At 68.0% G+C, this 14268-nt stretch carries 10 protein-coding genes; 9 read left to right on the top strand and 1 reads right to left on the bottom strand.

Features of this window, described 5'->3' with window-relative positions; genetic code table 11:
- Positions 1-25 precede the first annotated feature (25 nt).
- A complete protein-coding gene (locus QFZ67_RS26400; protein WP_307663552.1) occupies positions 26-943 on the top strand; it encodes a hypothetical protein in 918 nt (305 codons plus the stop codon).
- A gap of 153 nt (positions 944-1096) precedes the next feature.
- On the opposite strand, the gene QFZ67_RS26405 is transcribed toward QFZ67_RS26400, so the two are convergent.
- On the bottom strand, positions 1097-2923 hold the full coding sequence (locus tag QFZ67_RS26405; RefSeq protein ID WP_307663553.1) for a hypothetical protein: 1827 nt from the start codon (positions 2921-2923) through the stop codon (positions 1097-1099).
- Positions 2924-3206: 283 nt separating this feature from the next.
- Between QFZ67_RS26405 and rplU the strand changes: the two genes are divergently transcribed.
- The 8 genes from rplU to QFZ67_RS26445 all read left to right on the top strand — a co-directional run bounded on the left by rplU (position 3207) and on the right by QFZ67_RS26445 (position 14133).
- On the top strand, positions 3207-3527 hold the full coding sequence (gene rplU / locus QFZ67_RS26410; protein WP_223774625.1) for a 50S ribosomal protein L21: 321 nt from the start codon (positions 3207-3209) through the stop codon (positions 3525-3527).
- 14 nt (positions 3528-3541) lie between these two features.
- Positions 3542-3796, top strand: a complete 255-nt coding sequence (gene rpmA / locus QFZ67_RS26415) for a 50S ribosomal protein L27 (RefSeq protein WP_307663554.1) — start codon at positions 3542-3544, stop codon at positions 3794-3796.
- 132 nt (positions 3797-3928) lie between these two features.
- The gene (gene obgE, locus QFZ67_RS26420) at positions 3929-5365 is read left to right on the top strand and encodes a GTPase ObgE (RefSeq protein WP_307663555.1); all 1437 of its coding nucleotides are present in this window, start codon (positions 3929-3931) and stop codon (positions 5363-5365) included.
- A 233-nt stretch (positions 5366-5598) separates the two neighbouring features.
- On the top strand, positions 5599-7620 hold the full coding sequence (locus QFZ67_RS26425) for a glycosyltransferase family 4 protein (protein WP_307663556.1): 2022 nt from the start codon (positions 5599-5601) through the stop codon (positions 7618-7620).
- A gap of 245 nt (positions 7621-7865) precedes the next feature.
- Positions 7866-9365 carry a bifunctional cytidylyltransferase/SDR family oxidoreductase gene (locus QFZ67_RS26430; protein ID WP_307663557.1) on the top strand — a complete coding sequence of 500 codons (1500 nt, stop codon included), beginning with the start codon at positions 7866-7868 and terminating at the stop codon, positions 9363-9365.
- Between the two features lie 163 nt (positions 9366-9528).
- Entirely contained in the window at positions 9529-11622 is a 2094-nt protein-coding gene (locus tag QFZ67_RS26435; protein ID WP_307663558.1) for a hypothetical protein, read from the top strand.
- Positions 11623-11666: 44 nt separating this feature from the next.
- Positions 11667-12890 carry a glycosyltransferase family 2 protein gene (locus QFZ67_RS26440; protein ID WP_307663559.1) on the top strand — a complete coding sequence of 408 codons (1224 nt, stop codon included), beginning with the start codon at positions 11667-11669 and terminating at the stop codon, positions 12888-12890.
- Between the two features lie 187 nt (positions 12891-13077).
- The gene (locus tag QFZ67_RS26445) at positions 13078-14133 is read left to right on the top strand and encodes a glycosyltransferase family 2 protein (RefSeq protein WP_307663560.1); all 1056 of its coding nucleotides are present in this window, start codon (positions 13078-13080) and stop codon (positions 14131-14133) included.
- Positions 14134-14268: the final 135 nt, after the last annotated feature.

The following is a 14268-nucleotide window of genomic DNA, read 5'->3' on the forward strand; positions in this document are numbered from 1 at the left end:
AACACCGAGCGGTCAGGATGTAACCATGGGTTTCGACTGGGACAGCTTTGACGCTGTGCAAATCGGCGTTGCATCCTGGCCGCCGGACGAGGTTGTCGAAGACGGGCGGGCTCGGACGGAATGGCTGCTCCATACGCTCCGAGACGTGTCCAGTGAGGGGCTGCGTGCGCTGAGCACGCAGGACCTCAGTCAGTTGGCCAGTGGCATGTCGTTCGAAGTCGGCGTTCTGGGGCCCAGGACGCTGGCGGTGACATCCTTCTGCGCTGCGGACATGCCCGGGCCTGTCAGGCTGGGAGCAGCTGCGCGGTTCTGGACGTTCATCGACGAGCACGTTTCGCGGATCTCGATGATCGGCGAGCAACACAGGGTTGTGTTCCCTGAGTTCATGAGGCAAAGGCGGCAGCTCGTCGAGAATATTCCCCGTCCGGCCAGGAACGCATGGCTGTGGCTCGCGCTCATCCGCTCCGAGCCCTTGCTCGCGGCACTGAGAGGCAAGCAGAGTCGATCGGATCGTTTGCTGTCGGCCCTGCGTGAGTCGGATCATGATGCGAAGATGGCCGACTACTTCGCCCATGTGCTCCCTCCCGCTCGTGGAGCCGGAGAAAAGCCGCCGTTCGGTCAGGGCCACGAAATCCGGCGGCTCATGGATATGGCCATCGAGTTCGGAATCCGCGGTACGCGCAACGGGTCTGTGGACTCGATGGCGTACTCCACGGAGAGAGCCTTTGACGCACTCTGTGTTCTTGATCGGATTGCAGGGAGTGGTGCCGGTGGCGAATTCTCGACGCAAGAGGATATTGCTTGGTTCGACGATGCCGTACAGCTCGCGGAGTCGGGAATCGTGACCTCTGCGATGAACGACCGCAGCCTCGAATTCTGTGTACAGCTGGCCAAGGTCTGCTCTCGGAAAGACGTGAGTGCGGCTCTCCGAGGTGAAGAGTGAGCCAGTTGACGCGCTGCGTTACTGCCGAGCGATTCCGGACGTCCTGAGCCAAACGCAGTTGCACCATTACGGAGGACCGTCGCCCGAGTTCCGGGCGGCGGTCCTCCTCGTTGTCCACATCCATCACGATCGCCTTGAAGGCCAACCGCCCGCTCAGCGCCGCTGCGCCCAGGCCTTCCTCAGCTGGAGCGCGTAGAAGAGTGACGCCGCCGTCGGCACCAGCGTCCGGTACCAGCTCACCTCCGGCGACAGCCAGCCGTACACACCCGCCGGGACCAGGATCGCCAGCGCCACGATCCGCAGCACCCACCACCGCCGCGGCCGAGGGATCGGCAGGGCCGGAGTGCCCAGGTCCGTCGACATGGTGTCGCGGATGCCCTTGAACACCCCGCGCCGGGCCAGGAGTTGGGCACCGTCCAGCCCGGCCAGGATCTCGTCGCGCTCGCCGAAGCCGTCCGGGAGCGGGGGCAGTCTGAGCACGGTCACCAGCTCGGACTGGCGGCGGGCCGGGTCGTTCGTGCCGCGCAGCAGCGTGACGAGCGGGCGCGGGTCCGGCACCGGGAAGACGGCGGCGAGGGCCTGCGCGGTGGCTGTGGCCTCCGCGTGGTCGGTGACCGGGGCTGCCGGGTCCCACAGATGGGAGGCGACCGGCTTGCCCTTGTGGAAGAGGGTGAAGCCGTGGCGGTCGGCGGTGCGGCGCAGCACCAGGGCGGGCCACTTCTCTCCGGTGGTGAAGTTGTCCGCGGCGGCCGTCAGCAGCTCCTCACCGGCCGCGAGGGTCGCCCGTCTTCCGGGGGACGGGTCGGGGACGAGCTCGACGTAGCTCATCCGGTACGGCGAGGGGGTGGGCGCGATCCGCAGCGAGACGCCGCACATCAGCGCCGCCTCGGCGACCTCGTGCGGCGGGGCAGCGGCTATCGCGAGCGAGCGCGGCGCCGGGACGGAGGGGACGGCGGCCGCAGGCGTCGCGGGCTGTGGCGGGCGGCCGAAGAACGGGGTCTGCGACGCGACCTGCATCCGTACGCCCAGGCGGAACTCAAGGAATTCCTTGCGGGCCTCGCCGACGTACCCCCACGGGAAGCTGCGCGCGTGCACGCCGATCGCCCGGAAGACCTCCAGTGCCTCGGTCCAGCGCTCGGCGAAGATCAGCATCAGTGCCAGGTGATTGCGGAAGCCCGCGGCGTCGGGGTCGCCCGGCTCGTACCAGCTGGAGAGCTCCAGCGCGCGGGCGACTGCCGCCTCGATGCGGGCGCGGTCGATCGGGCCGTCCGCGGTGGAGTCGGCGGAGACGACCTCGTACTCCACTGCGGCCATCAGCGGCAGTGCGTGCAGCTTCGAGCCGGGCAGCGCCCCTTCGGCGGCCTGCTCGGCGAAGGCGAACATCTCCTCGTGCGAGCCGTACCACTTGTCGCACAGGTACTGCAGCGCGGTGGCATGGCAGCCGTAGTGGTGCGGGGCCCTGGCCACGGCCTCCGCCCAGTACGCGTCGAATACATCCCGGGGCGCCTGGATGCCGCGTGCGTGCGTGAGCGCGACCTCCCACGGCACCGGGTCGGTCGGGTTGAGCCGGGCCGCGGCGGAGATCACCGGAACCGAATCATCGAGGAGCGTGAAGAAGGCCCGGAACTGGTCCTCGGACACATGTCTGGCGCGGTAGCCGGTACGTATCTCCCAGGCCTGCTGGATACAGAGATCCGCCTTCACCAGCACCGCGTCCGGGTCCTCGGGCGAAGCGGCCAGCCAGCCCTCCAGCCAGCCCGGGCTATGCAGCGCGCACTCGGCGAGTTCGGAGACGCACACACTGCGGCGCTCCCACTGGGCGCCGAGCCGGGTCTCGGCCAGCAGCTCGCGGGCCGGAGCGGCGTCGCCGGCCGCGGCGGCACTCAGTGCGGCCCGCAGGGCGGGGTCGGCGACGGCATCGACGGTTACGGCCTCGTCGGGCGGCAGATCAGCGCCCACGGCCGAGCCGTGGCGGAGCATGCGAGGCATGGTGATCAGGGAGCGCAGGGGCACGAGCGCACATTCAACAGGCCACGGCGGACATCCACCAGGGATTCATGGCGCCTACCCGGTTTGACCCCTCAAGCCGGGCCCCGTAACCTTGACCCTCGGTGTGTTTCCATGCACGCCCACCCCTGAGCAACTCCCTCCCGATGGTTCTGCCGGTCGGGAGAGGCCGCTCATCCTTCCGGATCGTCGCAGGCTTCGGCCTGTGCGAGCGGCTGGCATCAGGGGATCCGTTCCGAGCGAGAGTGAGATCCGCGTGTACGCCATCGTGCGCAGCGGTGGTCGTCAGCACAAGGTTGCTGTTGACGACATCGTTGAGGTTGACAAGATTCCCACTGCCAAGGTTGGCGACACGGTCGAGCTCTCGACCCTGCTCGTTGTCGACGGCGACGCCGTGACCAGCGACCCGTGGGTGCTGGCCGGTATCAAGGTCACGGCCGAGGTCGTGGACCACCACAAGGGCGCGAAGATCGACATCCTTCGCTACAAGAACAAGACCGGCTACCGCCGTCGCCAGGGTCACCGCCAGCAGTACACGGCGATCAAGGTCACCGGTATCCCCACGGCTGCGAAGTAAGGGACTGAGGAGACATGGCACACAAGAAGGGCGCATCGTCCACTCGGAACGGTCGCGACTCCAATGCTCAGCGGCTCGGCGTGAAGCGCTTCGGCGGTCAGGTCGTTCTCGCCGGTGAGATCCTGGTCCGCCAGCGCGGCACCCACTTCCACCCGGGTGCGGGCGTCGGTCGCGGTGGCGACGACACCCTGTTCGCGCTGCAGCCCGGTGCGGTGCAGTTCGGCACGCACCGTGGCCGCAAGGTCGTGAACATCGTTCCGGTCGCCTGATCGGATCTTTGCGAGGGCGGACCTCACTTCCCGTTGGGGAAGTGGGTCCGCCTTTCGCGTGTTGAAGCTAAGACATTTCGTACGTACTTCCCCAGCCTCCGGCCGGGGAGACCCCAATCTGGAGGCACACCCATGACCACCTTCGTGGACCGCGTCGAGCTGCACGTCGCCGCGGGTAGCGGAGGCCACGGCTGCGCCTCCGTTCACCGGGAGAAGTTCAAGCCGCTGGGCGGCCCCGACGGCGGCAACGGCGGCCGTGGCGGTGACGTCATCCTGGTCGTCGACCAGTCGGTGACCACGCTGCTCGACTACCACCACAGCCCGCACCGCAAGGCGACCAACGGTCAGCCCGGCGCCGGTGACAACCGCTCCGGCAAGGACGGCCAGGACCTGGTCCTGCCGGTGCCCGACGGCACCGTCGTCCTCGACAAGCAGGGCAATGTGCTCGCCGACCTGGTCGGCCAGGGCACCACCTTCATCGCCGGCCAGGGCGGCCGCGGCGGCCTCGGCAACGCCGCGCTGGCCTCCGCCCGCCGCAAGGCGCCCGGCTTCGCGCTGCTCGGCGAGCCGGGCGAGGCGCGTGACGTCGTCATGGAGCTCAAGACCGTCGCCGACGTGGCGCTGGTCGGGTACCCGAGCGCCGGCAAGTCCTCGCTGATCTCGGTGCTCAGCGCGGCCAAGCCGAAGATCGCGGACTACCCGTTCACCACGCTCGTGCCGAACCTGGGCGTGGTCACCACCGGGTCGACCGTGTACACCATCGCCGACGTCCCCGGTCTGATCCCGGGCGCCAGCCAGGGCAGGGGCCTCGGCCTGGAGTTCCTGCGCCATGTCGAGCGCTGCTCGGTGCTCGTGCACATCCTGGACACCGCGACGCTGGAGTCCGACCGCGACCCGGTCTCCGACCTCGATGTGATCGAGGAGGAGCTGCGGCAGTACGGCGGCCTGGACGACCGCCCGCGCATCGTCGTCCTCAACAAGATCGACATCCCGGACGGCCAGGACCTCGCGGACATGATCCGCCCGGATCTCGAGGCACGCGGCTACCGCGTCTTCGAGGCGTCCGCCATCGCTCGTACGGGCCTGAAGGAGCTCTCCTTCGCGCTGGCCGAGATCATCGCAGCGGCGCGCGCGGCCAAGCCGGTCGAGGAGGCGACCCGAATCGTCATCCGCCCGAAGGCGGTCGACGACGCGGGCTACACGGTCGTGCAGGAGGAGGACGGGCTGTTCCGGGTGCGCGGCGAGAAGCCGGAGCGCTGGGTCCGCCAGACCGACTTCAACAACGACGAGGCCGTCGGCTACCTCGCCGACCGCCTCAACCGCCTCGGGGTCGAGGATGCGCTGACGAAGGCCGGCGCCCGCGCGGGCGACGGCGTGGCCATCGGTCCCGAGGACAACGCGGTCGTCTTCGACTGGGAGCCGACGATGATGGCGGGCGCGGAGATGCTCGGCCGCCGCGGTGAGGACCACCGCCTGGAGGCCCCGCGTCCGGCGGCGCAGCGGCGCAAGGACCGCGACGCGGAGCGGGACGAGGCGCAGCGGGAGTACGACGAGTTCGACCCGTTCTAGGACGGTGCCCGGCCGCGGGGTGGTGTCCGTGGCCGGCGCTGGTGTGCCGTAGGCCTCGGGACGAGGCACATTGTGATTATGGCGATTTTGTCCCGTTCTGTGTCCCCTGATCCGGCTAAATACATGGATCAGGGGCAACCTCCGGGCTCCCGGACTCGTCTGACTGGCGTGTGGCGTTACGGGGACTACCCGTTCGCCTCCCGAGTCTCAGTTGAACGGAGCACCGAGGGCCGATGAAGATCTCCTTCCTCATCCATACCGTTTACGGTATTGGCGGGACGATCCGCACCACGCTCAACCTCGCCGAAGAGCTTGTGAACCGCCACGAGGTTGAGATCGTCTCGGTCTTCCGGCACCGCGACGTCCCGCTCTTCTCCATCGACCCGCGCATCACCGTCGTACCTCTCGTCGACACCCGGGTGAACTCGCCGACGAACGAGAAGGAGCACCCCTTCCAGCTCCAGCCCGCGACGTTCTTCCCGCAGAACGAGGCGCGTTACAAGGAGTACAGCCGGCTCACCGACGACCGCGTCCGCGAGCACTACGCAGCCTCGGACGCGGACGTCGTCGTCGGCACCCGGCCCGGACTCGTCGCGTACGTCGCGCAGTTCGCCCCGGCCGGCGCGGTCCGCATCGGCCAGGAACACATGACGCACAACCACCACAAGGCGGCGCTGCGTGCCGAGATGTACGAGCATCTCGCCGCGATCGACGCCTTTGTGGCGGTCTCCGAGGGTGACGCCAAGGTGTGGCGGGAGAAGATGCCGCTGCCCAGCACCCGGGTGCTGGCCATCCCCAACAGTGTTCCCGAGCCGCAGGTCGCCCCCTGTGACGGGACGGGCAACACCGTCGTCGCGGCCGGCCGGCTGGCGACGGAGAAGCAGTACAACGTCCTGATCGACGCCTTCGCCAAGGTCACGGCCGTACGCCCGGACTGGGTGCTGCGCATCTACGGCGGCGGCGACCGACGCCCCGGGCTCCGCGACCAGATCCTGAAGATGGGCCTCTACAACAAGGTCCACCTCATGGGGCCGCATTCACCCATCGAACCCGAGTGGGCCAAGGGCGCCATCGCCGTCTCCACCTCGCGCCACGAGTCGTTCGGCATGACGCTCGTCGAGGCCATGCGCTGCGGTCTGCCGGTGATCTCCACCGACTGCGACTACGGGCCGCGCGAGATCATCAACAACGGCGAGGACGGCGTCCTCGTCCCGGTCGGCGATGTGAAAGCGATCGTCGACGCGCTGCTCAAGCTGATCGACGACGAGGCGCTGCGGCGCCAGCTGGGTGCGGCCGCGCGGGAGAGCGCCCGCCGCTTCGACCCCTCCCAGGTCGTCAAGGAGTACGAGAACCTCTTCGAGGAACTGGCTGCCGGCACGTCACCGCGCGGCTCCGTGCCGGAGTTCGCGCCGGTGGCCGACTGTGTGGTGGCCGCGGACGGCGCGCTGGTCCTCACCCTGGTCAGCCCGCGCCCGTCGGCCGACGAGGCCGGGCTGCGGCTGATGTGTGTACGTACGGAGGGCAGCACCGAGGTCCGTACGTTCGCGTTCGGGCCGGACGGATCCGTCACGATCCCGGCCGGTGAGCAGCTCGGCGAGGGTGTCTGGGAGCTCTTCGCCGAGATGGCGGCCACCGGTGCGCGTTCACGGCTCGGCAGCCGCAATGTCGACCAGCGCGGCGCCATGCACGCCGCGGAGCGGCTGGTGGCGGGCGAGGCCGTCCGTAACCTCGTGCCGTACGCCGACAAGACCAAGGGCACGCTCGTCCTGCGGTCCTGGGTCCGGCCGGTGCACGCGGAGGCCGCGGATGTGCGGCTCGCAGGCAAGAAGGTCACGCTGTCGGGCCGCCTGATCGGCGCCGCCCCGACCGGTGACCCCGTGCTCGTGCTGCGCCGTCGCGGCAGGCCGGCGCGTGAACTGACCATCACCGGGCGGTGGGAGGATGCGCATGTCTTCCACTTCACCGTCCCCTGTGCTCAGCCGGCCGCGCACCAGGCCACCGCGCACGATGTGTGGGACGCCCTGCTCCGTTACGCGCCGGATGCTCAACCGGCGAAGATCGGGCGGGTGCTGGACGACGTCGTCATGAAGAAGGACATCTACAACTATCCGTTGACTATTCTGCCCAAGAAGAGGAAGGAGAGCCTCGCCCGCTCTGTCGCCAAGAAGGTCCTCAGAAGGCCCAAGAAGAGAGTCCGAGTGCGTTTCTTCTACACGGACTCCAACGATCTCGCTCTCAACGTGGTTGATCTGTAGAGATTTCCCGCACGTGAATTCCGTGGGTCAACTCCTGTCGGCCTTTGCCTGGAGGAGTGGTTGCTTCCGCTTGTTCGTGTGGTCTCGGTCACTTGGTCAATCGTTGTGTGCGACCGGATTGGCCTGATGACAAGGCAAACGGCAGGTTGCGCCGTGGTGTGGAGTGGAAGACACCCGCCTTGCGAGACGGTAACTGAGAGTGCAACCATCGGAATGTTCCCCCGCCCCCGCAAGGTAGGTCGTCTGTGTCTGTGCAGCACATAGTCAAGCCCCGAACCACAGCAGTCGTGCTCGCCGGTGGCACCGGCCAGCGCGTGGGTCTGTCGATCCCCAAGCAGCTGCTGAAGATCGCCGGCAAGGCTGTCATCGAGCACACGCTGACGATCTTCGAGCAGGCCGAGTCCATCGACGACGTGATCGTGCTGATGGCGCCGGGTTTTGTGCCCGACGTGGAGAAGATCATCGCAAAGGCCGGACTGACCAAGGTCACCAAGGTCATAGAGGGCGGCTCCACGCGCAACGAGACCACCGAGCGGGCCATCGCCGCGCTCGGTGAGGGACTCGCCGAGGGGGAGGACCGCAATGTCCTCTTCCATGACGCCGTCCGTCCGCTTTTGTCACAGCGTGTGATCCAGGGGTGTGTTGACGCCCTTGAGCGCTATCAGGCCGTCGACGTCGCCATCCCGTCCGCGGACACGATCATCGTGACCCGCACCCACGGCGAGGACGGCGAGTTCATCACCGACGTCCCGGACCGCTCGCGGCTGCGCCGCGGCCAGACGCCGCAGGCGTTCAAGCTCTCCACCATCCGCAGGGCGTACGAGATCGCGGCCGGCGACCCGAACTTCCAGGCCACGGACGACTGTTCCGTGGTGCTGAAGTATCTGCCGGACGTGCCGATCTATGTCGTCGCGGGCGACGAGTACAACATGAAGGTGACCCAGCCGGTCGACGTCTTCATCGCCGACAAGCTCTTCCAGCTGGCCACCACCGCGTCTCCGCGCCAGGCGGACGAGGCGGCTTACCGCGAGCTGCTGGCGGGCCGGACGCTGGTCGTCTTCGGCGGCTCGTACGGCATCGGCGCGGACATCGCCGCGCTGGCGAAGGAGTACGGCGCGAACGTCTACGCGCTGGGCCGCTCCACCACGGGCACGCATGTGGAGAACCCGGAGCACGTCGACGACGCGCTCTCCAAGGCGTACTCCGAGACCGGCCGGATCGACTACGTCATCAACACCGCGGGTGTGCTGCGCATCGGCAAGCTCGCGGAGACGGACAACACGACGATCCAGGAGGCGTTGAACGTCAATTACCTGGCGCCCGTCCAGATCGCCCGCGCCTCGTACAAGTACCTGGCGGAGACCAAGGGGCAGCTGCTGCTCTACACCTCCTCCAGCTACACCCGCGGGCGCGCCGAGTACAGCCTCTATTCGTCGACCAAGGCGGCCATGGTCAACCTCACCCAGGCCCTCTCCGACGAATGGGCGGCCGACGGAATTCGCGTCAACTGCGTGAATCCCGAGCGCACGGCGACCCCCATGCGCACTAAGGCCTTCGGCCAGGAGCCCACCGGCTCGCTGCTCTCCTCCGAGGCTGTGGCCAGGACCTCTCTGGACGTTCTGCTCTCCGAGCTGACCGGTCATGTCATCGACGTACGACAGCAGGATCCGACCCGCGAGGCGACCGAAGCATCGGGGTTCGAGCAGGCACTGGCATCCGTCCTGGACCGCCAGGAAGACGTGTAATATTCGGCAACAATTAAATTGTTGGGCCTCTGTGGTCGCCATAACGCGAGCACGGAGGCCTCAATTCGTGAAGCTTATACTTCGCGTTTGCATCTTAAAGTGGTAAACCGGCACCCCTTGGAGCAGGTTCTTCGTGATTTCGACCGCCATTCGCCTGGCCCGCGTGGGCAGTGGATCAGAATTGGTCGCCGCAGTCCTTCTGGGACTGGGCTTTCCGTGCGCGCTGCTCGCCGCGCTGATTCCGAGTTTCTGGGGCTTCGTCGCGGCCGCCGTCGTGACCTATGCCGCGGACTGGTACCTGCATCGGCGTGGCAGTTATCTCGTCAACAGGCTGAACAAGATCAAGTTCGCTCTGCCGATGCGCTTCCTGGTGCGTCAGCTGCTGCTGGTCCTGCTGCTGGCCCGACTGAACCTGGCTGAGCAGACCCTCTTCTATGTGGCGGTCGGCGGCTTCCTGTTCCTCTTCGGCCTCCAGGCCCCGAACGGAGCCCTCGCCACCCTGATCAAGCTGCGCCGCACCATGCCGGTGGTCACGCGAAACGTCGATCTTCAAGGCCTCAAGATCCCGGACGCCCCGCCCAGGGCCCTGCTGCGCCGGTCCGCGGAGAAGCTGCTCCACCTGGACATCCCGGCCGTGGCGGGTGTGCTGATCGCCGCCCGGACGCACCAGAACGTCTTCGCGTACGTCGGTATCGGCGTCGCCGTCGGCCTGGCGGTCCTCTACACCGGCGCCCTCTTCCGGTACATCCGGCGGAACAGGCGCGTACCGACCGCGCCCCAGGTACTCAAGGGCGTCGACCGCTGGCTGCGCGAGTACCGGCCGACCGTGGCCATGTACTTCTCCGGCTCCAAGGAGTCGGCGTACCAGGTGAAGATGTGGATGGAGACGCTGGAGCAGTTGGATGCCCGGGCGGTGATCATCCTCCGCGAGCGCTACATCGTGCCGCAGCTGGAGGCGACTTCGGTGCCGGTCATCTGTGTGCCCGGCGGCATCCACCTGATGAACATGGACCTCTCCACGGTCCGGGTGACGCTGTACCCGGCCAACGTCGGCAAGAACATCCACATGCTGCGCGTACCGACCATGAAGCATGTCTTCATCGGGCACGGCGACAGCGACAAGATGGCCAGCGTCAACCCGTTCAGCAAGGTGTACGACGAGGTGTGGACGGCCGGCCGGGCCGGCCGTGACCGCTACGCCCTCGCCGACGTCGGCGTGCGCGACGAGGACATCGTCGAGGTCGGCCGCCCCCAGCTGGCCCCCATAGCCTCCTGGACCGGCGCCCCGAAGAACCCGATCCCGACCATCCTGTACGCCCCCACCTGGGAGGGCTGGGACGACAACCCCGGCAACACCTCCCTGCTGCTGGCCGGCGAGAACATCGTCAAGCGGCTGCTCAACGCCGAGCAGCCGGTCCGGCTGATCTACAAGCCGCACCCCTTCACGGGCACCCGCAGCGCCAGGGCCAAGGCCGTCCACACGCGCATCATGGCGCTGGTGGAGAAGGCCGCCGCCGAGCGCGCTGCCGAGCCCCGCTGGGCCAAGGAGGCGGCCGCGGCACAGGCCGACCAGGCCGCCGCACGGGCGGCCCTGGCCCGGGTCGAGGCGCGGCTGGCCGAGCTGTCCAAGCCCGGCCGGCCGGGTGGCGACGAGTCGGAGACGTCACGGGTCTCGCTCGCGGACCCGCAGCGCCTCGAAGAGATCAAGAAGCTGCGCGCGGAGTGGAACGAGGCCTACTGGAACTCGTTCGGCTGGTGGCAGCACAAGACGGTGACCGGCACCGAGCCGCGTCTGTACGACTGCTTCAACGAGGCGGACGGCATGGTGTCCGACATCTCCAGCGTGGTCTCGGACTTCATCGCGAGCGGCAAGCCGTACGCCGTGACCGACTCGGCGGAGGTGGGTGCCGAGGAGTTCAGGCGGCAGAACACCGCCGTACGGGCCGCGGTCATCCTCTCCAACAGCGCTGAGGAACTGGGTGAGTTGCTGGCCGCCGTCGCCGACCCGGCAGCGGACACCCTCGCCGAGGCACGGCGCGAGCTGAAGAGGTATCTGCTCGGGCCCGACGAACCCACCTCCATCGAGCAGTTCAACGCCGCCGTGGCGGCGCTGGCGGCCCGGTCCGAAGCACGCAACGCCGGGGCCGGTCAGCAGCTCGTCGACCTGGAGGGGGACCTGGACGACGTGGGTGAGGACACCGTGGCCGGGGACACCGACACCGCGGTCACCGGGCTGGACTCGCCGGTCGCAGGCTGACCTGTTTTGGCGTCCGCCGCGTAACAACGACAGGATGGCGGGCCATGAACGCGAACGAGCCCGATGTCAGCGTGATCATCGGGGCTTATGAGGCCATGCCGTATCTGGTGCGGTGTCTGGAGTCGGTCGAGGCGCAGAGCATTGGTGCCGACCGGATCGAGATTGTGGCTGTAGACGACGGCTCGACTGATGGCACGGGGGAGTATCTGGAGGAGTTCGCGGCGGGGAGCAAGGTCCCGATGCGGGTGGTCAGGCAGGCCAACTCCGGTGGTCCCGGTGGTCCGCGTAATGTCGGGCTGTCGCTGGCGCGTGGCCGGTATGTGTTCTTTCTCGACGCCGACGACTATCTCGGTGAAGAGGCGCTGGAGCGGATGGTCGCGATGGCCGACCGCGCCGGTACGGATGTGGTGCTCGGCAAGATCGAAGGTGTCAACCGCGGCGCGGCCAAGTCGATGTACCACCGGAGCGCCGAGCGTACGGACGTCTTCTCCTCCAACGTCAAGTTCACGTTGAGCGCGCAGAAGCTCTTCCGGCGCGAGCTTCTCGTACGCCACGACCTGCGCTTCGACGAAGGCATGCGCCTCGGCGAGGACGCGCTGTTCACCATGGAGGCGTATCTGCGGGGCGACGGCGTCTCCGTGATCGCCGACTACACCTGCTACTACCTGGTCGGCCGCGACGACGGCAAACACGTCACCAAGGGCGTCGACCACGCCGCGATCATCGATGCGGCGCACGCCCTGATGAAGCTGATCGCCGCGCATGTGCCGCCTGGTGACCGGCGTGACCTGCTGATGGTCAGGCCCTTCGCGACCTCGCTGCTGCCCCAGCTGGGCCCCATCGTCCTGAAGCAGCCGGAGGAGAGGGGCCGGGAGAAACTCGCGCTCGTGGCACCGCTGATGGAGACGTACTGGACCGAGGGTCTGGCGAAGCGCCTCAAGGTCGGCGAGCGACTGCGGCTCACCAGCGCCGCGCTGGGACACTTCGATCTCCTGAGGGACGTGCTGGTATTCGAGCGGGCCGGGACCGCAGCCGAGGTCGTGGAGCGCGACGGGCGCAGGTATCTCGCGTATCCGCACTTCGGGGACGGGACGGAGGGGCTGCCCGACGCGGTTTACGAGGTGCGCGTGGTCGAACAGGTCGGCGGGGAACGCGTCACACCTCTGCCGTCGCCTGTCGCGCCCGGCCGCCAGGACGGTGCGTCGTTCGCCAGGCGCGCGGTGCGGCGGGCCCGGCGGGCGCTGCGCGGGCTGGGGCGCGGGGCCTGACGCCCCCCACGCCGCGCCGCGCGCCTGCACCACGGCGCGGGGCCTGACACGCCCGCGCGTGCCGCGCGCCTGCACCATGCCGGGACTCCACGCCGGGTTTCAGTGCCGTGTCGCGTCCGACACACGGGGGATACACGGACAGGGCAGCATGGCGCGATCTTCCTCGCGCAAAACTGCCGGAGTGTCCATGTGCGATGTCAGCGTGATCATCGGGGCTTATGAGGCCATGCCGTATCTGGTGCGGTGTCTGGAGTCGGTCGAGGCGCAGAGCATTGGTGCCGACCGGATCGAGATTGTGGCTGTGGACGACGGCTCGACCGATGGCACGGGGGAGTATCTGGAGGAGTTCGCGGCGGGGAGCAAGGTCCCGATGCGGGTGGTCAGGCAGGCCAACTCCGGTGGTCCCGGTGGTCCGCGTAATGTCGGGCTGTCGCTGGCGCGTGGCCGGTATGTGTTCTTTCTCGACGCCGACGACTATCTCGGTGAAGAGGCGCTGGAGCGGATGGTCGCGATGGCCGACCGCGCCGGTACGGATGTGGTGCTCGGCAAGATCAAGGGTGTCAACCGCAACGCCGCCAAGTCGATGTGGGCGAAGAACGTCGAGCGCGCCGACATCTACGCCTCCAACGTCAAGTTCACGCTGAGCGCGCAGAAGCTCTTCCGGCGCGAACTTCTCGTACGGCTGGGCATGCGCTTCGACGAGACCATGCACACCGGCGAGGACGCGCTGTTCACCATGGAGGCGTATCTGCGGGGCAACGGCGTCTCCGTGGTCGCCGACTACACCTGCTACTACCTGGTCGGCCGCGACGACGGCAAACAGGTGACCAAGAGCGGCAGTTACACGCTGCGCTTCCACTCGGCGCGGGTGCTGATGGAGCTGATAGCCGAGCACGAACCACCGGGCCCGAAGCGGGACCAGCTGATGGTCAGGCCGTTCCTGGTGACGCTGCTGCCGCAGTTCGGTCCCGTCGTGCTGAAGCAGAAGGAAGAGATCCTGCTCCACAAGCTGGAGCTGGCAGCGCCCTTGATGGACGCGTACTGGACGCCGACTGTGGCGCGGCGGCTGGGTGGCAGGGAGCGGCGGCGGCTCACCTGTGTCGCCTGGGGACGGCCGGATCTGCTGAAGGAGGCGCTGCTCGCACCCGTGGTGAAGCGGAAGGTGCCCTTCGGCAGGCGGGTGCTGCGCCGGCTGCGCAGGTACGTACGGCGCCTGCTGCTCAGGGCCCGTACGGCGGTGTAGCGCCGCACGGGCCCTGCGGGGCCGGTGTCCCGTCGGCGGCGCCGCCAAGGCGGGCCCCTAGGGAGGCCGTTCGCTCCGATTCGCGGGGTGCGGCGACCCGGCCGCGACAGCCGGCGGCCCGCTGTCCAGCGAGTG

Origin of the sequence: Streptomyces sp. V1I1 (genome assembly GCF_030817355.1) — a bacterium.
Classification (GTDB): domain Bacteria; phylum Actinomycetota; class Actinomycetes; order Streptomycetales; family Streptomycetaceae; genus Streptomyces.